Source organism: Rhizobium sp. Leaf341, assembly GCF_001424325.1.
In the GTDB taxonomy this organism is placed as follows: Bacteria; Pseudomonadota; Alphaproteobacteria; order Rhizobiales; family Rhizobiaceae; genus Ferranicluibacter.
In genome coordinates this window covers 83086-104373 of sequence record NZ_LMPE01000011.1, presented here as the reverse complement: position 1 = coordinate 104373, position 21288 = coordinate 83086, and the positions used below count along the sequence as shown (strand labels likewise).

The 21288-nt window shown below is 61.8% G+C and carries 19 protein-coding genes; 9 read left to right on the top strand and 10 right to left on the bottom strand.

The window, feature by feature from the left end:
- Positions 1-29: 29 nt before the first annotated feature.
- The 4 genes from ASG03_RS11685 to ASG03_RS11670 form a co-directional block, all read right to left on the bottom strand.
- Positions 30-869, bottom strand: coding sequence for an oxidoreductase (locus ASG03_RS11685; RefSeq protein ID WP_062693687.1), 840 nt, complete (start codon positions 867-869; stop codon positions 30-32).
- Between the two features lie 47 nt (positions 870-916).
- A complete protein-coding gene (locus ASG03_RS11680; protein WP_062693686.1) occupies positions 917-2203 on the bottom strand; it encodes a sensor domain-containing diguanylate cyclase in 1287 nt (428 codons plus the stop codon).
- A gap of 72 nt (positions 2204-2275) precedes the next feature.
- On the bottom strand, positions 2276-2518 hold the full coding sequence (locus ASG03_RS11675) for a DUF6894 family protein (protein WP_062693685.1): 243 nt from the start codon (positions 2516-2518) through the stop codon (positions 2276-2278).
- Positions 2515-2703 (bottom strand): hypothetical protein, encoded by a 189-nt coding sequence (locus tag ASG03_RS11670; protein WP_156381817.1) that lies wholly within the window; start codon positions 2701-2703, stop codon positions 2515-2517. Before ASG03_RS11670 ends, ASG03_RS11675 begins: the two co-directional genes overlap by 4 nt.
- Positions 2704-3186: 483 nt before the next feature.
- On the opposite strand from ASG03_RS11670, the gene ASG03_RS11665 reads away from it, so the two are divergent.
- Positions 3187-4569, top strand: coding sequence for an enoyl ACP reductase FabMG family protein (locus ASG03_RS11665; protein ID WP_062478862.1), 1383 nt, complete (start codon positions 3187-3189; stop codon positions 4567-4569).
- A 49-nt stretch (positions 4570-4618) separates the two neighbouring features.
- Here ASG03_RS11665 and ASG03_RS11660 read toward each other — a convergent pair whose 3' ends face one another.
- A complete protein-coding gene (locus tag ASG03_RS11660) occupies positions 4619-6712 on the bottom strand; it encodes an acyltransferase family protein (RefSeq protein ID WP_062693683.1) in 2094 nt (697 codons plus the stop codon).
- Between the two features lie 290 nt (positions 6713-7002).
- On the opposite strand from ASG03_RS11660, the gene ASG03_RS11655 reads away from it, so the two are divergent.
- From ASG03_RS11655 to ASG03_RS11645, 3 genes are all read left to right on the top strand, one after another.
- Positions 7003-7704 (top strand): hypothetical protein, encoded by a 702-nt coding sequence (locus tag ASG03_RS11655; RefSeq protein ID WP_062693850.1) that lies wholly within the window; start codon positions 7003-7005, stop codon positions 7702-7704.
- A gap of 211 nt (positions 7705-7915) precedes the next feature.
- The gene (locus tag ASG03_RS11650) at positions 7916-8599 is read left to right on the top strand and encodes a hypothetical protein (protein WP_062693682.1); all 684 of its coding nucleotides are present in this window, start codon (positions 7916-7918) and stop codon (positions 8597-8599) included.
- Between the two features lie 171 nt (positions 8600-8770).
- The gene (locus ASG03_RS11645; protein WP_062693681.1) at positions 8771-9610 is read left to right on the top strand and encodes a hypothetical protein; all 840 of its coding nucleotides are present in this window, start codon (positions 8771-8773) and stop codon (positions 9608-9610) included.
- A gap of 30 nt (positions 9611-9640) precedes the next feature.
- Here ASG03_RS11645 and ASG03_RS11640 read toward each other — a convergent pair whose 3' ends face one another.
- Complete coding sequence (locus ASG03_RS11640) at positions 9641-10657, bottom strand: mitochondrial fission ELM1 family protein (protein ID WP_062693680.1); 1017 nt, start codon at positions 10655-10657, stop codon at positions 9641-9643.
- The gene (locus ASG03_RS11635) at positions 10641-11597 is read right to left on the bottom strand and encodes a glycosyltransferase family 92 protein (RefSeq protein ID WP_062693849.1); all 957 of its coding nucleotides are present in this window, start codon (positions 11595-11597) and stop codon (positions 10641-10643) included. Before ASG03_RS11635 ends, ASG03_RS11640 begins: the two co-directional genes overlap by 17 nt.
- A 145-nt stretch (positions 11598-11742) precedes the next feature.
- Between ASG03_RS11635 and ASG03_RS11630 the strand changes: the two genes are divergently transcribed.
- The 3 genes from ASG03_RS11630 to bluB all read left to right on the top strand — a co-directional run bounded on the left by ASG03_RS11630 (position 11743) and on the right by bluB (position 14135).
- A complete protein-coding gene (locus tag ASG03_RS11630; protein ID WP_062693679.1) occupies positions 11743-12576 on the top strand; it encodes a hypothetical protein in 834 nt (277 codons plus the stop codon).
- Positions 12577-12619: 43 nt separating this feature from the next.
- The gene (locus ASG03_RS11625) at positions 12620-13375 is read left to right on the top strand and encodes a hypothetical protein (protein WP_062693848.1); all 756 of its coding nucleotides are present in this window, start codon (positions 12620-12622) and stop codon (positions 13373-13375) included.
- A 118-nt stretch (positions 13376-13493) separates the two neighbouring features.
- Positions 13494-14135 (top strand): 5,6-dimethylbenzimidazole synthase, encoded by a 642-nt coding sequence (bluB, locus tag ASG03_RS11620; protein WP_062693678.1) that lies wholly within the window; start codon positions 13494-13496, stop codon positions 14133-14135.
- Between the two features lie 78 nt (positions 14136-14213).
- Here bluB and mcpU read toward each other — a convergent pair whose 3' ends face one another.
- Together mcpU and ASG03_RS11610 are read right to left on the bottom strand one after the other, a co-directional pair.
- Positions 14214-16307, bottom strand: coding sequence for a methyl-accepting chemotaxis protein McpU (mcpU, locus tag ASG03_RS11615; protein WP_062693677.1), 2094 nt, complete (start codon positions 16305-16307; stop codon positions 14214-14216).
- A 346-nt stretch (positions 16308-16653) separates the two neighbouring features.
- Complete coding sequence (locus ASG03_RS11610) at positions 16654-17742, bottom strand: flavin-containing monooxygenase (RefSeq protein WP_162241383.1); 1089 nt, start codon at positions 17740-17742, stop codon at positions 16654-16656.
- Positions 17743-17891: 149 nt separating this feature from the next.
- Here ASG03_RS11610 and ASG03_RS11605 point away from each other — a divergent pair, with 149 nt between their 5' ends.
- Positions 17892-18932, top strand: coding sequence for a phosphatidylglycerol lysyltransferase domain-containing protein (locus ASG03_RS11605; protein WP_062478342.1), 1041 nt, complete (start codon positions 17892-17894; stop codon positions 18930-18932).
- Between the two features lie 176 nt (positions 18933-19108).
- The gene (gene poxB, locus ASG03_RS11600) at positions 19109-20851 is read left to right on the top strand and encodes a ubiquinone-dependent pyruvate dehydrogenase (protein WP_062693675.1); all 1743 of its coding nucleotides are present in this window, start codon (positions 19109-19111) and stop codon (positions 20849-20851) included.
- A 49-nt stretch (positions 20852-20900) separates the two neighbouring features.
- Here poxB and ASG03_RS11595 read toward each other — a convergent pair whose 3' ends face one another.
- Positions 20901-21134, bottom strand: coding sequence for a hypothetical protein (locus ASG03_RS11595; protein WP_062693674.1), 234 nt, complete (start codon positions 21132-21134; stop codon positions 20901-20903).
- Positions 21135-21288: the final 154 nt, after the last annotated feature.

Genomic DNA, 21288 nt, shown 5'->3' with positions numbered 1-21288 from the left:
GACTGGCTTTTTGCCGGCGACCTGCCAGATCAGCTCTCAGGATAATCCGCGCCGAGCGTCACGGGCTCCCAGCGGTCGATCTCGGCGGTGAGTGTCGCCAGTTTTTCCCGGACCGATTTCAGGCCCGGCGCGCCGAGGATCAGGTTCAACGGCGGCTGCTCGCTCTCGACGGCCTGGATGATGGCCTCCGCGGCCCGGATGGGGTCGCCGGGCTGATGACCGCTCAGCTCCGCGACCTGATCGAGCCGCTCGTGCACCGTCTTTGCGTAGGCATCGATGCGCCCGGCGGCGGATTGAAGGGAACGGCCCGCCCAGTCCGTCCGGAAGGGGCCGGGCTCGATGACCGTGACCTTGATACCCAACGCGCCCACTTCCTTCGACAAGGCCTCGGACATGCCGACCACAGCGAATTTCGTTGCGGCGTAATAGGACGAGCCCGGATTGCCGACGAGGCCGCCGACCGAGGCGATATTGACGATGTGGCCGGTGGCACGCGCACGCATGGACGGCAAGACGGCCTTGGTCATGGCGATCAGCCCGAACACGTTTGCCTCGAACTGGGCCCTATAGCCGGCCTCGTCTCCCTCTTCGAAGGCCGTAAGGTATCCATAACCCGCATTGTTCACGAGCACGTCGACCCCGCCGGCTTCCTCGACCCGCGCGGCTGCCGCCGCGATGTCTTCCCGCGAGGTCACGTCCAGCTTGAGCGCATGGGCGTTCGCGTGTCCGTCGACCAGATCCCCAATCTGCTGGGGATTGCGGGCCGTCGCAAACACGGTATCCCCGCGGGCAATCAGAATTTCCGCAAGCGCTCGCCCGAAGCCCGTCGAGCAGCCTGTGATCAGCCAGGTTCGTTTCGATGTCGGCATGTCGATCTCCTCGTGGCGCTCGCAGGCGCCTGCTTGTTGTTCGTCTGTCAGGGAAAAGCTTGGCGGTCGAACCCGACCCCGTCTTTCCCGGATGCTTTGACGCGGTAGAGCAGTGAATCGGCATGCGCGATCATGCCGTCAAGGTCGGTCCGCGTGGCCGACCAGACACCACCGATACTGGCCCGCACGTCGACCGATATGCCGGCTTCGCTTCCCGCCTTCCGCATCAGAAAAGGCGTCCGCATCGCGCTCACCATGCGATGGGCGACGGCGATACCCGTTGTCTTGTCACCGGCGATGACCACGACAAACTCGTCCCCGCCCACCCGACACACATGGTCAATGCTCCTGACGCAGGCGGTCAAGCGGCGCGCTGTCTCCGCCAAGACGGCATCGCCGGCCGCATGGCCGTAACGGTCGTTGACCTGCTTGAAGCCGTCGAGGTCGATCGCCAGGACCGCAAATCCCTCGGATGACGTCATCTGCGAGACCCGCGCTTCGAGGCCGCGTCGGTTGAGAAGCCCGGTCAGGCTGTCGGTCTGCGCGTTTCTCTGTAGATCCTCGATCTGGCGGCGTTCCTCCGTAAAGTCGATCGCCATGCCGACAATCTTCAGCGGTCTCCCATCCGCGTCCCGCAGAAGACGGCGGTCGCATCGCATCCAACGCTCGCCTGCAATGGTGTCCAGCCTGTATTCCGCGACGTTCTGGTCGATCGCGCCCCGGATCAGCGGTCCGAGATCGGCTGACGCTTTGTCGACGCTGTTGATCTTTTCGACATAGGCTTCGAGGTCGAGCCTTTCCACATTCGGACCGCAAATATACTGGGTAAGCCGATCGGACGCTTCGAAGACCCGGGCTTGGATGTCCATTTGCCAGAAGCCGCCACGGACCGTTTCCAGCGCCAACTCCAGCTGCGCCGCACGTTCGCTCAGCTGCCGCTCGGCTTCCTTGGCCTGCGTAATGTCCTCGACCTGGGATATAAAGCGGACCACCTCGCCATCGCTGGCCCGCATAGCGGCCACATGAATGCGCACGTGGACAATCGACCGATCCGGACGAATGTAGCGTTTCTCGATGGTATATCCGTCGCGCCGTTTGGCCAACACCTCGTTGAAGAGAGTGACATCCGCTTCCAGATCATCTGGATGCGTAAAGTCCGCAAAGGGCACGGCATTCAGCTTCTCCGGCGGGATCCCCACCATTCGTGAGAAGGACCGGTTTCCGCGAACGATGCGTCCCTGCGTGTCAACCAACGCCATGCCGATGGGAGCATGCCGGAAAGCGAAATCGAAGAGAGCCAGGCGCTGTTCCGCATCGTCTTCCGGCAGGCTCATCCCGTCACCTTTGCCTCGAAACGCAGCGGATCGAGTCCTTCAAGACACCGTGCGGGCAAAGGAAAGGCCCGATCATGATTCGTCCCCGTCAAAGCGCTCGATCGTGACATCAAGCTGCACGCGGAAAAGCAGCGTCCCGTCAGCGCGCTCGCCGATCACGGCCGTCGTTGCGGGAAGCGCCGTCGGCTCGAGATCGCGCAGCCAGTCCTGAAGCGCGCTCAACGCCTCTTGTTCGGCCGTCGCCAGGTCCGGAAGCGAAGCACCGCCATTATCGTCGATCCGGCCGCCCTCGTCGGTGAAGAATCGAATCCTCATGCAGGACCACTTGCCGTGTCGCGATCCTTGCCTTGCGCGAGCCTTTGTGCCCGGAGCCGCTCGGTTTTCTGCCGGCGCTCTTCGTCCAGGCGGCGCTGCATCTCCATCACCGCCTGCTTGGTTGCCGTCAAATCGCCCAAGGCACCCTGTCCACGCGAGCGACGCTTCTTCTCCATCTCTTCCATATCGACCTCCGTCGTCATGAGAAGGATGAAATCGGCTTCCGGAAGCAAAAATCAATAAGCGGGAAGACTAATCTTCGTATATCTGTATTCATTAAAACATGTATATTCGAAAACGATACCGATCACCTCCCTACTTCTTGTCGAAACCAACAATATGAGAAATCGATGTGTTTCTTGATCATAGAACCCTAAATATAGGAGCACTCAGGAACGCGCGATTGCCTTTCTGAAATGCAACCAAGGCTCACAAAACGCGACTGCAGAATGACATCCATGTGCCGACCGGGCGCGTTCGACGACATCCGTCTGCGGGGATGCTGGGTCTCGATGTCCACCGCCCGAAGGGGTCAATGACACCCTCGGTTCACGTTTCGATATAATCCGTCACGTTAAATGACTTTCCATTGCCGCCAACAGCGTTCATGGGATGATCAACGACTGTTGCGACGTCCGCGTAACGACCCACGACCTGAAGACATGATCATGGAAAACCCGATCGCACTGGAAAGCATCGCCGACAACACGCTGTTTCGGAAAGGCGATATCTTCGTCCTCTTCGGCGAGTTGTTCGGCCGTGGGTATGCGACGGGCCTTCTCGACCAGGCCCGCAAGGTCGGCATGCAGATCGTCGGCATTACCGTCGGCCGCCGCGATGAAAACAATGCGCTGCGGCCGTTGACGCAGGAAGAGCTGTCGGACGCCGAGGCGCGACTGGGTGGCACGATCATCAACGTGCCGCTGATGGCAGGCTTCGATCTCGACGGCCCGGAGGGCGGTCCGACACCGACGGATATGCTGGCGGATCTCACCCTCCAGACGTGGCAGGACGCCCGGATCGACTGGGATCACATCGAGACCTGCAAGGCCATTGCGACAAACCGCTTCAAGACGGCATTGGCGCAGGTCATGACAGCGCTCGACGGTATGATCCCGGACGGGAAGAACGTGTTTTTCGCCCATACGATGGCTGGCGGCATCCCCAAAGCCAAGGTTCTGCTCGTCGTGGCCAACAGGATCTACAAGGGCACCGGCGCCCGCCATATGTCGTCGCAGACCCTGCTCGAAAGCGACATGGGCAAACTGATTCTCCAGAACTTCGACGAAGTGTCGGCAAACACCTTCCGTCACCTCATCGAGGCAAGCGCCGCCATCCGCGCACGCGTCGAGGCCTCGGGCCATGCCGTGCGCTACACGGCCTATGGCTATCACGGGACCGGCATTCTCATCGGCGACGAATATCGCTGGCAGACCTACACGAACTACACGCAGGGCTATGCCAAGATGCGCCTCGAGGCCATCGCTTCGGACGCCTGGGATAAGGGCGTGACGGCAACCGTCTACAATTGCCCGGAAATCCGCACCAACTCGTCGGATGTCTTTACCGGCATCGAGCTCCCGCTGATACCGCTTCTTCTGGCGCTGAAGCGCGAGAATGGTGGGCGCTGGGCCGACGAGCAGTGGCGGGCGTGCGAGGCCCTGCTTGCGGATGGCCATACGGTGGCGGATGTATTGCGCCGAATCCGGGATCTGCAGGCCAGTGCCGTCATGGAACCGTTCTACGACTTCAACGCCTGGCCGATGCCCAACAGCCAAGCCCAGGCGGATCTGACGATCGGCACCTCCAACGATATCACCGCCATGCATCGCGACGGCAAGGCGCTGATCAGCGACCTCTTGAGCACGCTCGTGGTGGAGGCAACCGGCCGGCTCATCTTCGGTGCGACGTCGGCGCCCACCGGTCCTGTCCGGTGGATCCATCACGACCTCGTTGCCCGCTGCCTGAACGCCGCGCATGGCGACACCGAGGGTGCGACGCGGACGGGGCCTCTATCTTCGCAGACGTCGCACTTAAGCGAAGTGGCCTGATCGGCCTCTTTTCCACAGCGCTGTCACGAGACGTGTCCGGCCCCCGTCGTCAACGGCGGGGCTGGTCCGGCACGGCGAAGCTCCACCGCTCCATCGACGGCTTCGTCGTCTCGCCGACGGGTTTTGCGATCATGACCATGGTTGGGTCGAACAGCGGCGCCAGATACATCGCGCCTGTCAGCGAGAGATGATCGCCGTCACGGTAGAGAATGTTCCCAGCGGCAACGGGATGGCACCGCGCCTCATCGCAGAGCGCGGTAAAGGGATCAACGATCAATGCTCCCGTTTCCCGTGCGAGTTCCGTTAGCATGTCGCGGGCGAGCTTCTGTCGTTGCAGCGTGTAGCCGAGCGGCAGACTGAAATCGCTGCTTTCCCCGGTCATCTTCGCCCGCGCCAGCGCTTCCGGCACCTTCACGCCCATTTCGGGAACGTCCTGGACAAGAATGGTTCGGGTGCCCTGTTTCGTTAACGCACCGATCGTCGCCCTCAGGCTGTCGCGGACAGGCGCCGACCAGTCGGGCAGAAGCAGCGGTTCGGAGGTGTTGAAAAAGACGCCTTCTCCGGCCAGCTCGGTACGGTGGACATATTTGGGCCAGTAACCGACCAGGAACACATAGGGGGCCTTTGTCCGCTCGATCAAGCTGAGGGTTGCCGAGAGCGTTTCCCGGCAGCGTTCAACCACGCGCTCTGGTCCGAAGACGGCGTCGGGAAGCGGTGGACAGGAGGCGCGGGCAACAAAGAGCCCGGACAGACCTGCCTTGCGAGCCGCCGCGTCGATGGCCGGCGCGATAGCGGCTGCATGCGAATCCCCCCAGACGATGAAACGCGGCGCTCCGCCTGAAGGCGCACCCATGGGGCAAACAGCTCCCTCACGGATGGATTGCGTCTGCAATCCTTGGCCGTCCGTGTCGGTAAAGCACTTCGGCGCGAAGAACGGGCTCTGGTCGTAGGTTGCAGAATAGAGGGCAAAGACGTCTGCAGGGAGGCGCTGAGGCAGACCATCATAGCGGGTCACGAGCACACCGAAGCCGGCCGCGGCAGCCATCGTCGTTCCCAGAAGCGACAGGACGAGCCTGCGCGATCGAAAAATGGGGGAATAGCGGGCGGGCTGCTCGATGAACCGCCACGACAGCGAGGCGCACACGAAGGACAGGACCACGACCAGCACGCTGTCGGAAAGGGTCAGATGGTGCCCTGTCTCGTAGCGGTAGAACACGATAATCGGCCAGTGCCACAGATAGAGCGAATAGGAAATTCGGCCGATGAAGACGGCAACACGATTGGTCAGGATCCCGGCAGGAAACCAGCTGGTGGCCCCGGCATGAACAACGAGGGCTGCGCCCAGCACGGGGACAGCGGCGAATGGCCCCGGAAATGGCGTGGTAGAGGAGTAGAGAAAGATCGCAGCAAGGATGGCAGCAAGCCCGGCGGCGCTGAGAAAAGTGGCCATCCGCTCGCTATAGGCAGGCCGAGGCGCAAAGGCGACCAGCGCCCCGATGAGCAGCTCCCACACCCGGAAATGCAGAAGGAAGAACGCCTTTTCCGGGGAATGACCTGTGGCCCACAGGCACGCCGCGAACGAGATCAGGATCAGCGCACCGGTGATGTGCAGGAGGAAGCGGCGGGCATAGGTGAAAACCAGGAGCAGGGAGATCGGGAAGAGAATATAGAACTGCTCTTCCATCGACAGCGACCACGTGTGAAGCAGTGGCTTCATCTCGGCCGAGATGTCGAAATATCCGCTCTCCTGACGGAAGAGGATATTGGCGGAAAACAGAGCTGCGGCCCGCACGCTGTCGCCGAAGTAGCGAAACTCCTGCGGCATCAGCCGGAACCACGCAAACACGGCCGTGATCGCCATCATCGTGAACAGCGCCGGGATGATGCGTCTGATCCGGCGGATGTAGAAGTCCGCAAAGGAAAACGTTCCCGCCGCGAGATCAGACAGGATGATCTTCGCCATGAAGTAGCCGGAGAGGACGAAGAACACATCGACGCCGACGAAACCGCCACGGAAAAGCGGGATATCAGCATGAAACAGAACGACGGGCAGAATGGCAAGCGCACGCAGACCATCGAGGTCGGCGCGATACTGCAGATGCGCCGTGCCTCTGACACGTTCCGATACAGCCGAAGCGGCCATGGGCGTTCTTTCCTGTTCGAGCCTCTGTACGTCGTCTTGTACAGAACGATGTCATGGGCGGCATCCGATACGATCGCTTCCGTTCCCACCCGCCGATCGGCCGTCCGGACCTCTGTTAACGCCATGCACCGCGAAAAACGGCATGACATCCGCATCCGTCCGAGGCATATCGATTGTATCCGTGCGCACCGCACGACGGATCCGATCGACCTCCCGCAGAGGGAGAAGCCGCAAAATGAGACTTTATCGTGGTGCCCGTCGCACGGTTCACCGCTTCCTGGGAACGCAAGATGAATACGCAAGAGTTGCAGGCACTGAGAGAGACCCATCGCCGCTGGCTTGCAAAGCTCAAGATTCTCGATCGGCCCTGGCTCATTCTGGGATCTGCGCCCAACCCGACGCTGCCCACCGACATCGTCGCCCATTGCGCACGAATGGATGTGAACAATGCGGGCAAGACCGCCAACATGCTCGGTCTGCCGGCAGCGGACCTGACGTTTCGGAAGCGCAAGAAGTCGTGGGAAGAGCATCCGGATGTCCGGACGCGGGGCCTTCTGTGGCTCCATACCCGGCCGCTTTGGGTCATGCGGCTGAAACTGCTGATGAAACCGAGCGTTCGCTACCGCAGCCTGATGCGCGCGACCAAGGAAGAGCGCGAGGCCATTGTCGATCACGTGTGCGGCGGCATGCCGACCGATATCGGCGAGACCGGCCATGTCACGAATGGCGTCGCAGCCCTCTGCTATGCGCTCTTCATGGGCGTTCCTTCCGCAACGCTGGCCGGCTTCTCGCTGACCGTCATGGGCCATTCCTATAACGAGAAGGGCAGCACGCGGCGTCAGATTGACGAAGACGCCTATGTCCTGTCGAAACTCCGGGAGCGGCCCGAGGTGTTCACGACAGAAGAAGGCTTGTCTGCCTCGATCGGCATCCGTCACGTCGCGCGGCTCGAAGACATTCTTCAGGCGTCGAGGAACGTTCGCACATCGTGACATCGGAACGGAGAGTTTCCTCGTCATGATCCGCCACAGGGTTGCAGCTTACGTGTGCCACTGATATCCCGTTCGAAAGGCCCGGGGAACATGTGCCGGTGGATTCCACCAGGGACCGACGGCCTTCATACGCTGCGTACCGGGATGTCCGGCGTCAGCCAGACGACGCGTCCTGCCGCAATCGGAAACGCATTTGAGGAATGAGAGAGATATGACCGAAATTGCCAATGTCTTCATCGGTTTCGATACCAAGGAAGTTGCCGCCTATCACGTTCTTTGCCAGAGCATTCTGGAAAAGAGCTCCATTCCTGTCGCGTTCACGCCCATCGTGCTGAGCAACGTCGCAAACATCTTCACGCGCGAGCGCAATTCGCTCCAGTCGACCGAATTTTCCTTCTCGCGCTTCCTGGTGCCTTATCTCAGCAACTTTGAAGGCTGGTCGCTCTTTGCCGACTGCGACATGCTCATGCGCACCGACATTGCCAAGCTCTGGGAGCTGAAAGATGATCGCTATGCCGCCATGTGCGTGAAGCACAATTACGTCCCGAAGGTCGAAACGAAGTTTCTCGGGCAGGTCCAGACGAAATACGAGAAAAAGAACTGGTCGAGCGTGATCCTGTTCAACAACGCGAAGTGCCGCAAGCTCGACCTCGATTACGTCAATACGGCAACAGGCCTGGAGCTTCACCAGTTCAAGTGGCTGGAATCGGAAGAACTGATTGGCGAACTGCCCCCGGCCTGGAATTGGTTGGTCAACGAGTACGAGCGCAGCGAAGATGCGGCCCTCGTCCACTTTACAGACGGCGGCCCGTACTTCGAAGAGTACAAGAACGACGACTATTCGGAAGAGTGGTTCGCGACGCGCGAACGCATGCTCCACGTCCAGCAGCGCTAATCGGCAGGATGCGGCTGACGGCGATCGCCGTCAGCCGCATCGTCCCTAGGCCTGTCGCATCAGGGTCATTCCATCTTGCCTTACAGCAAGATGGAGACGGCGACAGGGCGAGGCTCGCGCTGCTCGGAGGCCTCCGGACAGCGCGGCCCGAGGTCCGTAAGAGGTCGGAAAATGTCGTTGCAGAATCTCGAAGCAAGCGGTGGAGTGAAGCAGATCATCTGCATCAACTGGGGCACGAAATACGGCCCGCCCTTCATCAACCGGCTCTATGCCATGGTGGAGCGGAACATCACGCCGCCCTTCACCTTCACCTGTTTTACAGACAATCGAGACGGCATCCGGCCGGAGGTCGCCTGCGACGATCTTCCCGAACTCGACGTGGTGATGCCCGTCAATTCCCGTGGGATCTGGCCAAAGGCGCGCCTCTGGGGCAAGACGCTCGGCAATCTCAAGGGTGCCGTCCTGTTTCTGGATCTCGACCTGGTGGTCGTTTCCTCGCTCGACGACTTTTTCACCGTGGGCGGGCCGGACGATATCGTCATGGCTCGGAACCAGACCACGCCGTTCGAGCGCCTCGGTCAGACGTCGCTGTTTCGTTTCCCCGTCGGCAAACTGCAGCCGATCCAGGACAAGTTCCGTGCTGATCCGCAGAAGGTCGCTGACGAGTATCGCTACGAGCAGCGGTTCGTTACGAAGAACGCACCCGGCGGCGTGACATTCTATCCGAGACGCTGGGTTCTGCATTTCCGCCAGGATTGCCGTCGCACATTCCCGTTGAATTACTTTCTGCCGCCGAAGCTGCCCAAGTCCGCCCGCGTCGTCATTTTTCCGCGTGGCCTGCTTCCGCAGCATGCCTTTGAAGGGAAGTATCGGGGCAAACAGATCGCATCGACGCCTGCCACCTATTTCATGAACGTGCTGACCGGCAGAGAGCGTCGGCATTCGCTCTTCAGCGACCTGCGTCACTACATCAAGCCCACCCTCTGGGTCGGGGATCACTGGCGGGAATAGGCTTTCCGTCGCAGAACGAAGCCGCTCTTCTCAGATCTGCCGCTTTACGCTGACCGAAATACGGCGCGGACCATGGATCTGCCGGTCTACCAGTGCATCCGCAACGATCGCACCGATGCGCTTCGTTTCGTTCAAAGGCTCGTAGACATAGGGTGCGAGATCTCCCTTGAAGGCCCGCGTCAGGTTCAGCGTTTCCCGAAGGTCCGTGTGATAGGTCTCGAATTTTAAAAGCCGCTCGCCCGGAACGGGGGTGAGATCGAGCGTATAAACCGGCTTTCCGGTCACCAGCGCCTCGCAGGGCATGGTGATCGAGTCCTTGGCAATCAGAAACGCATCCGCCGAAGCCATGAAATCGAGATACGGATTTTCCCCCGTCCGGTCCCAGACCGTGACGTTTTCGGATCGCAGCGTCAAGGCAGCCTGCAGCGTCTCCTCGCTGGACCGCCGAGAGACGGTGATGACGACCTTCCATCCCGCCGCCTCAAGGCCCTTGACGGCATCGCGGATGTGCAGATGACAGGCGTCGTCATAGAGATAGGCGCCATTGGAACCGCCGAGGAAGACGGCCGCGACCCGGTCGGTCGGTCCCGCATATTTCGACCGGCTGTCGGCGTATGCTGCCAGCCTTTCCGGGGTGATCTGGTGGGGGACGCCCACCATCTGGCGGACATGGCTGATCCCGTCGAGGTCCGGCACCCAGTCGTGCCGCGAAACGAAGATGAGATCGTAGCCATCCACACGCGGCCGCTGCAGATGAACGGCGAAAGGCCGGCCGCCGAAAGCGTGTTTGATGGCAAGGACGGGCTCTTCCGCGCGGAAGCCGCAGGACACCAGGAAGGCGGGCTCGGCTTCGCGCGCCGAGAACAGCCGGGGTTTGAACCATTTGCGCCAGCCGTGCGGTCTCGTCACGATCTTGACGACGGGCGCGGGGTCGATCTGTCGGGCGATCCCGAGACACTGCGTGAGCGTGCCTGCCTTTTCCTCGGTCACGGCCCAACCTCTGCGGACCGATGGCAGGCTGGCGGAACGATCAGGATGTTCGGTCATGCATCGTCTCCGGCACTGGGATCGCGGATGGTCCGAGATCGATGTGGTTTCGTGCAATGAACGCCGCCATGGCACGGTCTTCGACCACGTCGTGTTCGATATAGCGGGCGGTTTCGGCAACCTTCTGCCGATATTTCTCCGTCGTATCGTCGAACGACCAGCCGCGCGCGACCTTCTCGGCAAGCTCCTGCTGCGACTTCAGATAATAATGATTGAGCTGCAGGTTTTCCGCCGAATAGAACGCCTCTGCCTTGCGATCCCGCACCGATGCGACCATGCCAGCATCGTTCGACGTGCGATCACCGAACGCCTTCGTCCAGAAACGATGCACGCTGACGCCGGTTACGCTTGTGGGATCAACGATGCATTTGAAGTTGCTGGCGTTTCCGCCCTGGCGTTCCGGGTGGGCCACCCGCGCCGTGTAGTTGAGGCAGACGGGCCCCGCGGGGCGCACCCGATGGCCGCCATGTCCAAACATGTGCCACGGCAAGGAAATGTTCGGAAAGCCCTTCACGTGGCGCAATGCTTCCTCGAGCGTCCGGTCGCGGCGCGGCAGAAGGAACTCATCCACATCGATGAACGCCATCCAATCATATCGACCACCGAAATTGAGGAGGGCATGCGCGAAGGCGATCGCCTGGCCATTCAGCACCACCGATGTCGCCTGGTCGCGTATGCGCATGATCCAGGGAACGATCGTCAGAGCGTCGGCGGGCAAGAGCGACCGGAGGATGTCCATCGTGCCGTCCGTCGAGCCGTCGTCGTAGATGTGAAAATGCCGAACGCCGATCGCGGTGTGGAAGCGGATCCACTCCTCGATATAGGAGGCTTCATTCTTGACGCAGGCGACGATGGATATGCCGTGCCGACCGGCCAAAGGTGCCGGTGGCGTGATGACGAGTTCCCGCGTGAAACTCCGTTTGCTCTTCCATCCGAACATTTGTAGAAACCCGACAAGATAGAACCGGGCCGAGCCTCTGCCGACCGCGTTCATATGGCCTTACTATCTTTGCGGGCCATCGTTCAACAGCATGAGCCCCGATGAACCGCGTTTCACCGGATATCGTCTGAAAGTGGCAGGTTTTATGGATATCGCCGGAGATCGAGACGCTGAGACGACCGCCGGCCTGTCATCCGAGCAGGATTGGCGGACCTTCTTTTCCCGGTTCTCCCGGGTCATCCTGGTGGCCAACAGCGAACAGGTCGACGTCCCTGCCTTGAGGCGCGCCTACACGGACGATGCCTTGTTCGTCTTTTTCAACAAGGCCTATAAAGTTCTCCAGCAACCTTTCGCCGGCCACAGCCTGCTCGTGTCCCGGGCGCAGCCGCGGGGTGCAAACATCGTCTACCGGGGCGAGGTCGAGCAGGTGCTCGGGCTTTTCGTCCCCGACAGGTTCCACGGCATTCTGAACATCCGTCTCGCCGAAAGCGAAACGCCGAACACGCAGGCCGACTATGGCGGCACGGCCACCGGCCATCTGGACCTGACATTGCTCGGCAACGGGATCTATCCCGCAGACAAGCTTCCGACGTCGGGCTTCGCATTGGCCTACTGGCTCTTGGAACAGCGCGTGCCGGTCGAGGTCGTGCTGGCAGGATTTTCGGGCAAAAGAAGCGAGAAGTGGCGGGTTGTGGCCGTTCACGACTGGGTCTTCGAACAGGTCTGTCTGCGGGTATTTGCCACGGCAGGCAAGCTCTCGCTTCACGATGCGGACCTGTCCGATCCCTATGCCAAGCTGTCCGCACGCTTCCCCGAGATCTCGCCCAGCCAGATATCCTTCACGGTGGCCGACGTTCTCTCGCAACGCATCGGCAACACGGATGCGCAGGTGGACAAGCTCATTTCGCTCACCGGCGTCCTGAAATCCGCAGATATGTTTCTGCGCAATCTCAAACCCCGGTTTCTGAAGAAGCGGTGACGCACCTTCTGTGGCGGCCGAATGAGGGGCTTCGATGCAAGACATGAAGAAGTGGTTCGTCCAGACCCGCCAGCGCCTTCATCGGTCGCTCAAGTACCGGCTGATCCGCCCGCGCCCACCCGCCTGCGACCACGTCTTCCGCGGCCCCGCGGTCGTGGTCGGCTCTGCGCCTGTTATCAACAAACCGGAAGGTTGGGACGCGGATTTCAGCGTGATGACGATCAACGGATCGCAGTCCGCGATACGCGCCTGGGGGATCGACGTTCCGGATATCACCTTCATGATGTTCAACCAGGTCGAGGGCACGTCGACGAATGCGAGAGAGGTCCGCCGCGTTCTCACGGGTCGGCGGACGCGCAGTCTGTATGTCCTGCTCTGGCGCAAGAATGCGCGCCAGCGGCTCGTGGATGGATTGAAAGCCTTCGGCTACGGCTACGACAATCTCGTGATCATCGACCGATACGAGCGGATGTCGCTCTTTGACCGCATGACAGGCCGCAAGAACACAGAGGTGCGGACCGAGGACAAATGCTCGAACGGCCTGAATGCCGTCCTCTTCGCTCTCTATCACGGTGCGCCGCAGGTCATCATCACGGGCATCAACCCGAACTCGACGGGACATTCGTACAATCAGACCGGTCTGGCACGCGCTCATGTCCAGATGGACAAGACCGTCATCGAACAGTTGCTTGCCGAAGGCCGGCCGTTGTACACGGCCGATCCGGAGGTTTCTCGCGATCTGAACATTCCTCTTTGGACGGGCAAGCCCGAAGCGCCAGCGGTAAACCCGAACGTGTGACCGAGCCGGGGCTTGTCGAGAACGGCGGCCACCGTCTGGCGCTTGCCGGTCTCCGGCTGTTAAGCGGCAACGGATCCGCCGCAAGACCACCGAAGCGGTCGAACCGAGGACGGGGAACATGCTGCCGCGAAAGACATTCGACGCCGGTTTCCAGGCTGAACTGGCGCAGCTTCTGACATGGCGTCGCGATGTGCGGCTGTTCCGCTCCGATCCGCTACCCGCAGGCACGGTGGAGCGCCTGGTCGAAGCGGCCTGCCGCGCGCCATCGGTTGGCCTCAGCCAACCCTGGCGCTTTGTTCTTGTCAACGACGTCACACGCCGCGACGGCGTGCGCCGGGGGTTCGAGGCGTGCAATGCCAACGCGCTTTCAGGATATTCGGGCGACAAAGCGCAACGGTATGCCCAACTGAAGCTTGCCGGTCTCGATGCGGCGCCCTGCCAGCTTGCCGTCTTTTGCGACCGCGCCACTGCCCAAGGGGACGGGCTCGGCCGCAGGACAATGCCGGAAACGCTCGATTATTCGGTTGTGCTGGCCGTCCACACGCTATGGCTTGCCGCCCGGGCGGAGGGGATCGGGCTCGGCTGGCTGTCGATTCTCGACCCCCAAGAGGTGGTGACCTCCCTCGACATCCCGGAAACCTGGCATTTCATCGGTTACTTCTGCCTCGGCTATCCCGCAGCCGACGACGACACGCCGGCTTTGGAGCGGTCGGGTTGGGAGCGGCGGTCCGCGCCCGACAGCGTGATCTTCCGACGCTAGCGGCGCGCGCCACCGCCCCTTGCAGCTCCCCCCTTGCAGCACCCCATCTCTTCGATCGGGCGCTTCAGGGGCTTTGAATCAGGCCGCCCGGCGTGCCGGCGTCGCCTGCCGCGTCGCGCCGTCATCACCCAGTTTGAACTGCTCGAGCAATGCGTTCAGCGCAGCGGCTTCCCCTGCCAGCCCGTGGCTTGCAGCCGTCTGCTCCTCGACCATGGCCGCATTCTGCTGGGTGCCCTGGTCCATGGTGTTCACGGCGGTGTTGATCTCCTGAAGCCCGGTCGACTGCTCGCGGCTGGCGGTGACGATCGCCGCAATATGCGCGTTGATCTCCTGAACCTGCCCTGCAATCGCCTGAAGGCACTGGCCGGTCTCGCCGACCAGGGAGACACCCGTGCGCACCTGCCCGCTAGAGGTTGTGATCAGCGCCTTGATCTCCTTGGCTGCCTTCGCGGAACGCTGCGCCAGTTCGCGAACTTCCTGGGCGACGACGGCAAAGCCCTTGCCCGCCTCCCCGGCACGCGCCGCTTCGACGCCTGCATTCAAGGCGAGCAGGTTCGTCTGGAACGCAATGTCATCGATGACGCCGATAATGTTGCCGATCTCGTTGGACGATGTTTCGATGCCCTGCATGGCGCTGACGGCCTTGCCGACGATCTCGCCGGAGGTCTCTGCGCCGGCACGGGCACGGGCAACGAGCTGACCGACCTCCTCGGCACGGCGCGCACTGTCGCCCACGGTGGTGGTGATCTCCTCGAGCGCGGCTGCGGTTTCTTCGACAGAGGCAGCCTGCTGTTCGGTGCGGCGGGCAAGATCGTCTGCTGCATGGCGGATCTCGCTCGCACCGGCATCGATGGCAAGCGCATTGCTGCCGACGGCGCGCAGGGCGTCATGCAGTTTAGAAACGGCATGGTTGAAGTCGGCACGCAGGCGGTCGAGATGAAGGACGAAGGGCGTCGAGATGCGATAACCAAGGTCGCCATCGGCCAGTCGGCCAAGCCCCGTTGCGAGAGCCTCGACGGCATGCTGGATATCGGCAGTTTCTCGCGCCTTCGCGGCCTCACGCTCGCGCTGTTCGCGCTCGGAGAGCGAGCGGCCACTTTCCGCCTCGGCCTCGAGGCGTGTCCGGTCAAGGGCATTGTCGCGGAAGACGGCGACGGCCGCGGCCATGGAGCCGATCTGATCGCGGCGCTCCTGCCGGGGAATTTCCGTCTTGAGGTCGCCCGATGCCAGCTTTTCCATGGCGCGCGTCATATCGGTGACCGGGCGAATGACAAGACGGCTGAGGAGGCTTGCCAGAAAGACGATCATGGCGCCGACGGCGAGAAGTGTCGCGATCGTTGCGGCAATGCGGAATTGACCGATGGCGGAGTAGACCTGATCGGCATCGACCGCAAAGCCGACATACCATTCGACGGTGGGAAGGCCTGCGACCGGCACGAAGCTGACAAGCATCGACTTACCGTCGGATTGCGTCTCCGTGATACCGCTGCCGATCGCCGGTGTGGCCGTCGGGAAGGCGTCGGAAAGAGACTTCGTCACCAGCTTGGCGTCGGGATGGACGAGAATCTGGCCGGACTTGTTGACGAGGAAGGCGAAGCCGCCGGTTCCTGCGTCGATCGACTGGATCATGGAGACCAGCGTTTTGAGCGAAAAGTCGCTGCCTGCAACGCCGGCGAGCGCGCCATTTCTGATGAGAGGCACCGCCGCGCTGATGATCAGGTCACCGCTCGATGCGTCGACGTAAGGGGCCGTCAGGACAGCGCCTTTCGCCTTTGCGGCATCCTGGTACCAAGGGCGTTTCCGCGGGTCGTAGTCGGCCGGCATGTCCGACGCCGGCCACATGGTAAAGATGCCGGCCTCGTCACCGACATAGGTCGTCATGAATTCCTTGACCAGAACCTCATTCTTCAGAACGGCGAGAAGCGCTGCGGGATCAGATGCGTTGGCAGCGGCATCGGCAGCCATGGCCGTCAGCGTGACGCGACCGTTGAGCCAGTTCGCGACGCTTTGCGCCGCCTGCTTCCCGGAAAAGGCGATATTCTCTTCGACAGAATGCGTCGTCGCTCGTCGTTGCAGCGTGTCGATATAGAACGAGAAGCCGGCAAAAGCCACGGCAACGAGGACGGACGCGGCAATGAGAATGCGCGTCATCAGGTTTGATGTTCTGGGCACGGAAGTTCCTCGGTGTCGGGCGCTCTGCGGGCAAGGAGGCTGAGGGGGACATGCCGTTTCCGGCGAACAAGGGCGCGCGTCATGCCGCTGGATACGAAGGTGCTTGATCTTCGTGCGCAGACACTAGCGATGTCGGATTAAGTCAAAGTTAAGTCGATATTTTCGTTTTCCTTGACTTACTAGTGGTATAGGCATGGCTGCTTCTTCGGAAAAGCCTACCTTAGCAGTTTCTCCCGAGCACAGGACTTTGCGCAGGTGCCCTATCGGCCCCCCGTCCCTGCCGCAAAGCCGCAGTCATCGGCCGCCCCCGACCAATGGACGAGCGACCCGCTGCCTTCAGACAATCTCAGTTTCCCGAAGATCGTTTGATCGCCTTCGCGACACGCGTCGCCTCGAGCCGCGTCTGGCGAAAGTAAGAGGTAAGGCTGGGCGTCAGTCCGACGTGCCAGAGTCCATCTCCATCGTGACCCTTGCTGTGAGCCAAGGCAGCCGAGCCGTAGCCTGTGGCGACGATGACGACGTCCGGCGCCAGTCGACGTCCGTCTTCCAAAATCACGGCGTTGCGTTCAAGGGAATGGACGCCGCGAACGACGCTGACCTGCTTGCGTCGGATGGCGGCGATTGCGCCATCATCGACGGGAATGGCGATCTGCTGGTGGACCAGCCGCGTCGCAGCGTCGTGCGCGCCTTCCGGAAATCCGAGCCGGGCGAGACGGCCGAAGGCGAGAAACTGCGTTATGGCGATCATGCGATCGACAACGGGCGTCGGCAGCGCCTGCATGATGGGAGACAGGCGGTGCACCGCAAAGCGGAACAGCCGTTTCGGCAGGATGGACGGGCCGCGCCGGACGGAAAACCAGACAGGGCCCGTCTTCACGCGGCTCAAATGATTGAGAACGTCGAAGCCGGAATTGCCACCTCCGACGACCAGGACGGATCGACCAGCGTAAGATAGGGCGTCGCCGAAGTCGGCAGCATGCCGCACGTCGCCCTCATAGCTCTCCAGTCCGGGCCAGGGTGGAAACTGTCTCTCCGTGTCGCGCCCGACGGCCATGATCACATGTCGTGCCTGCAGATCGCCATCGCCGCAGGCGATGTTCAGGACGCCGCTCGCGTCTCGCGTGATCTCGCGCACAGTGACGCCATGGCGGATGTCGAAGGCGTGCTCGCGGGCGAAGTCTCGGAGATGCTGAACCACTGCGTTGCGTTTGGGAAACGCACCTGTGCCCGCGGGATATCGGCTGTCGGGAAGCGTGGAGAGGCTGCGGTGGGTGTTCAGCGTGAGCTGCGGGTGACGCCTCTGCCAGGAAAGGCCAAGATCCGGCTCGCGTTCGAGCAGGATCGCCGGGATGCCGTGCTGCCGGAGGACATAGGCGGCCGTCAATCCGGCCAGCCCGGCCCCGACGATCACAACCTCATGGACTTCTGTCGACAAAATAGCTTCTTTCCAACGCTTTCCGCAGACTAGGGACTGTGCGCGGGAGCGACAAGGTGGCAATGTCCAAAGCAGCTGGGTAAGCGTTTACCTTATATTTCGTCAAATGCCATCCAACCCTGCCTTCGCTTTATTCCGGAGCCCTGTGAATGCCAAGCCTACGCAAGCGGACGGACGCGATCCTGAATGCGCGCCTTCCCAAGCTGCCTGCTGCCGAGCTCGATGCGCCCGCCCGGCTGGAGCTCGTGCGAAAGTATGGCGATTTCTCGCTGGCCTATTCGACCTATGCCCAACCGGATCTCAAGTATTTCGGCGATGCCGATGGCTACATCGCCTATGCAACCAAGATGGGTCACACCTTCGTGCTTGGCGACCCCGTCGCGGATCCGGCGCGCCGAGCCGATTACATACGCCGCTTCGTCGCGGCTTCGAACGCGCCCTGCTTCGTACAAACCTCGCGCGATACGGCTGCCGTGCTGGAGACGCTCGGTTATCGGATCAATCACATGGGCGTTGACACGAAACTGTCGCTCGACACGCACTCGTTTGCCGGTAAGCGAAACGAGACAATCCGCTATTCCGAGCGCTGGCTCCTCAAGAAAAACTACCGGCTGATCGAGTGCGACGGAAGCATTGCCGACGCGCAGAAGGTGCGAGAGATCTCATCAAACTGGCGCAGCGGCCGCATCGTCAGCCGGCGCGAAATGCGCTTCCTCAATCGGCCCTTCGGCGTGCAGCTCGCACCCTTCATGCGCCGCTTTCTCATCATCGATCCCGAAGGCCATCCGGTCGCGGTCCTCGATTTCGATCCGATCTTTCGTGACGGCGAGGTGATCGGTTATACGGTCGCGTTCAAGCGAAAGCTCGCAGGAACGACGCCGCACGCGGAGATCGGCCTGACGAAGTTTGCGACAGAACGGTTTGCCGCAGAGGGCCGGGCGATCGTCACGTTCGGACTGTCGCCGCTTGCGGCCATTACGGAAAGCGGCTTTTCGGAAAGCCGCATCTGGCGCGGCCTGTTCCAACGGGCCTTTCGCTCGGAAAGGGTCAACGCCCGGATCTTCAACCTGCAGGGACAAGCCGCTTTCAAGCGGCGTTTCCATGGCGAGGAAATGCCGACATATATCGGGTTCAAGCGGCGCACCCCGCTGGAAATCCTTTCCCTTCTGCGCTTGCTGAAGACACTTTAGGACCGCGCGGCGCTGGACGATCGGTCGTCTGCCCGACCTCCCGGTCGGCATGCGAAAAGGCCCTCGACTGTCGGCTTCGCTGCCATAGATGTCGGAATGCGATCGTCCGACAGTGGCGATCCCGCCTGTTGACCCGTGCGATCGGCAGGCCGTCTCATCGTCACAGGAGCTCCGCCATGGCCAAGACCGCAGCCGACCTCGTCACCGAGGTTCTCCATCAGGCCGGCGTCCGCCGCATCTACGGGCTTGTCGGCGATAGTCTGAACGCAATGACCGAGTCGCTGCGCAAGCGCGGCGATATCGACTGGGTGCATGTGCGCCACGAAGAGGTTGCGGCTTTTGCGGCGGGCGCCGAGGCCGCGCTGACGGGAGAACTTGCCGTCTGTGCGGGATCCTGCGGTCCGGGGAACACGCATCTGATCAACGGTCTCTTCGATTGCCACCGGAGCCGCGTTCCCGTCCTCGCCATTGCCGCGCAGATCCCGTCGCGCGAAATCGGCCGGAACTACTTTCAGGAAACGAAACCCGAAGAGCTCTTTCGGGCATGCTCGGATTATTGCGAACTGGTCTCCCACCCCGAGCAGCTGCCCGGCATTCTCGAGACGGCGATCCGCAGTGCGCTGGGCAATCGCAGCGTCTCCGTCGTGGTGATCCCCGGCGATATCGCGTTGTCAGCCTATGAGGCCCCGATCTCCGCTGCCGCCGGCCTGCGGATCGTCGCTCCCGTGGTTACTCCCGGCGCGACCGAGCTCGCCGCGCTGGCGGATCTTCTGAACAAGGGCGAGCGGATCACCCTGTTCTGCGGCCGCGGCTGCGCCGGCGCGCATGATCGGGTCATCCAGCTTGCCGAAGCGCTGAAGGCGCCGATCGTTCATGCCTTGGGTGGCAAGGAACATGTGGAATGGGACAACCCTTACGATGTCGGCATGACCGGTCTGATCGGGTTCACGTCCGGCTATCACGCGCTGATGGATTGCGACACCCTGCTGATGCTGGGCACGGACTTTCCCTACCGCCAATTTTTTCCGAAGGACGCGACGATTGCGCAGGTGGATCTCCGCCCGGAGAATCTTGGGCGGAGGACGCCGCTCGCGCTCGGCGTCGTCGGCGATATCGGCGCGACGATCGAGGGCCTGCTGCCCCGACTGGACCGCAAGACCGACGATGCCTTCTTGCGCAAGAGCCTTGCCAACTACAAGAAGGCGCGAAAGGGGCTTGACGAGCTTGCGACCGGAACGCCGGGGCGAAAGCCAATTCATCCGCAGTACCTCACCAAGGCCATCAGCGACCAGGCCTCCGACGATGCGGTTTTTACCTTCGACGTCGGCACCGTCACGGTGTGGGCGGCGCGGTATCTCGCGATGAACGGGCGTCGACGGATGCTGAGTTCGCTTGCACATGGTTCGATGGCCAACGCGATGCCGCAGGCGATCGGCGCACAGGCAGCCTTTCCCGGCCGGCAGGTCATCAGCCTTTCGGGCGATGGCGGCTTCACCATGCTGATGGGCGATTTCCTTACGCTGGCGCAGCAAGATCTGCCGGTGAAGGTGGTGATCTACAACAATGGGTCTCTCGGCTTCGTGGCTCTGGAGATGAAGGGCGGCGGCTTCCTCAAGTTCGGAACCGATCTTCAAAATCCGAACTTTGCCTTGATGGCACAGGCCATGGGCATCCACGCCATCCGCGTTGAGGATCCCGCTCTGCTGGAGGATGCCATCGCGAGCGTTCTTGCGCATCCCGGCCCCGCCTTGCTCGACGTCGTCACCAATCCGCAGGAACTTTCCATGCCGCCGGTGGTCACCGCCGACGAGGTCAAGGGCTTCGGTCTCTGGGGCATGCAGGCCGTGCTGAACGGGCGCGGCGACGAGATCATTGACCTCCTAAAGGGCGGCAACGTGCTGAAATCGATCTTCCGCTAGACCGGCATTGCAGTCGGGCCTGCCCCCGGAGATGTTCAGCGGCCGCAGGTCAGCGAAGGCAGGGATCCGTATTCGATCGGCACAGGCGCGGGCGATACAGGCGCTCGTAGCCGCCCTCGCGCGCGCGGATCGCCTGCTTGCGCTGATGCTCCTGCAGGATCTCCGCGGAGCGGGACGGCCTTCCCTGGACGGTCGGTGCGGACGGATCGGTGGCGCATCCCGCAAGGACGATGCCGATGGCGGACAAGATCGTCGCGTTCCGGGCAAAGGTGCGGAGTTTCATAGTTTTCTTTCCTTCCTGTCGGTCGGTCGGTTACCGCCGAAGCGAGTGGCATCATCTGTGTTCGTGCGAACGAACATGATCTTGCCACCAAATGACGCGATTTCGAACGCGTTTGCTTAAAACTCTCTTAACCACGTCCCTCTACTCCTAGCGC

Bases quoted from the DNA above. Each gene is read 5' to 3' on its own strand.
- ASG03_RS11675 (WP_062693685.1), bottom strand. From the start codon at position 2,518: ATGAGGATTCGATTCTTCACCGACGAGGGCGGCCGGATCGACGATAAT.
- bluB (WP_062693678.1), top strand. From the start codon at position 13,494: ATGCTGCCGCGAAAGACATTCGACGCCGGTTTCCAGGCTGAACTGGCG.
- ASG03_RS11605 (WP_062478342.1), top strand. From the start codon at position 17,892: ATGCCAAGCCTACGCAAGCGGACGGACGCGATCCTGAATGCGCGCCTT.
- ASG03_RS11660 (WP_062693683.1), bottom strand. From the start codon at position 6,712: ATGGCCGCTTCGGCTGTATCGGAACGTGTCAGAGGCACGGCGCATCTG.
- ASG03_RS11625 (WP_062693848.1), top strand. From the start codon at position 12,620: ATGAAGAAGTGGTTCGTCCAGACCCGCCAGCGCCTTCATCGGTCGCTC.
- ASG03_RS11640 (WP_062693680.1), bottom strand. From the start codon at position 10,657: ATGACCGAACATCCTGATCGTTCCGCCAGCCTGCCATCGGTCCGCAGA.
- ASG03_RS11665 (WP_062478862.1), top strand. From the start codon at position 3,187: ATGGAAAACCCGATCGCACTGGAAAGCATCGCCGACAACACGCTGTTT.
- ASG03_RS11670 (WP_156381817.1), bottom strand. From the start codon at position 2,703: ATGGAAGAGATGGAGAAGAAGCGTCGCTCGCGTGGACAGGGTGCCTTG.
- ASG03_RS11685 (WP_062693687.1), bottom strand. From the start codon at position 869: ATGCCGACATCGAAACGAACCTGGCTGATCACAGGCTGCTCGACGGGC.
- ASG03_RS11655 (WP_062693850.1), top strand. From the start codon at position 7,003: ATGAATACGCAAGAGTTGCAGGCACTGAGAGAGACCCATCGCCGCTGG.
- ASG03_RS11630 (WP_062693679.1), top strand. From the start codon at position 11,743: ATGGATATCGCCGGAGATCGAGACGCTGAGACGACCGCCGGCCTGTCA.
- ASG03_RS11650 (WP_062693682.1), top strand. From the start codon at position 7,916: ATGACCGAAATTGCCAATGTCTTCATCGGTTTCGATACCAAGGAAGTT.
- ASG03_RS11645 (WP_062693681.1), top strand. From the start codon at position 8,771: ATGTCGTTGCAGAATCTCGAAGCAAGCGGTGGAGTGAAGCAGATCATC.
- ASG03_RS11635 (WP_062693849.1), bottom strand. From the start codon at position 11,597: ATGTTCGGATGGAAGAGCAAACGGAGTTTCACGCGGGAACTCGTCATC.
- ASG03_RS11680 (WP_062693686.1), bottom strand. From the start codon at position 2,203: ATGAGCCTGCCGGAAGACGATGCGGAACAGCGCCTGGCTCTCTTCGAT.
- ASG03_RS11595 (WP_062693674.1), bottom strand. From the start codon at position 21,134: ATGAAACTCCGCACCTTTGCCCGGAACGCGACGATCTTGTCCGCCATC.
- poxB (WP_062693675.1), top strand. From the start codon at position 19,109: ATGGCCAAGACCGCAGCCGACCTCGTCACCGAGGTTCTCCATCAGGCC.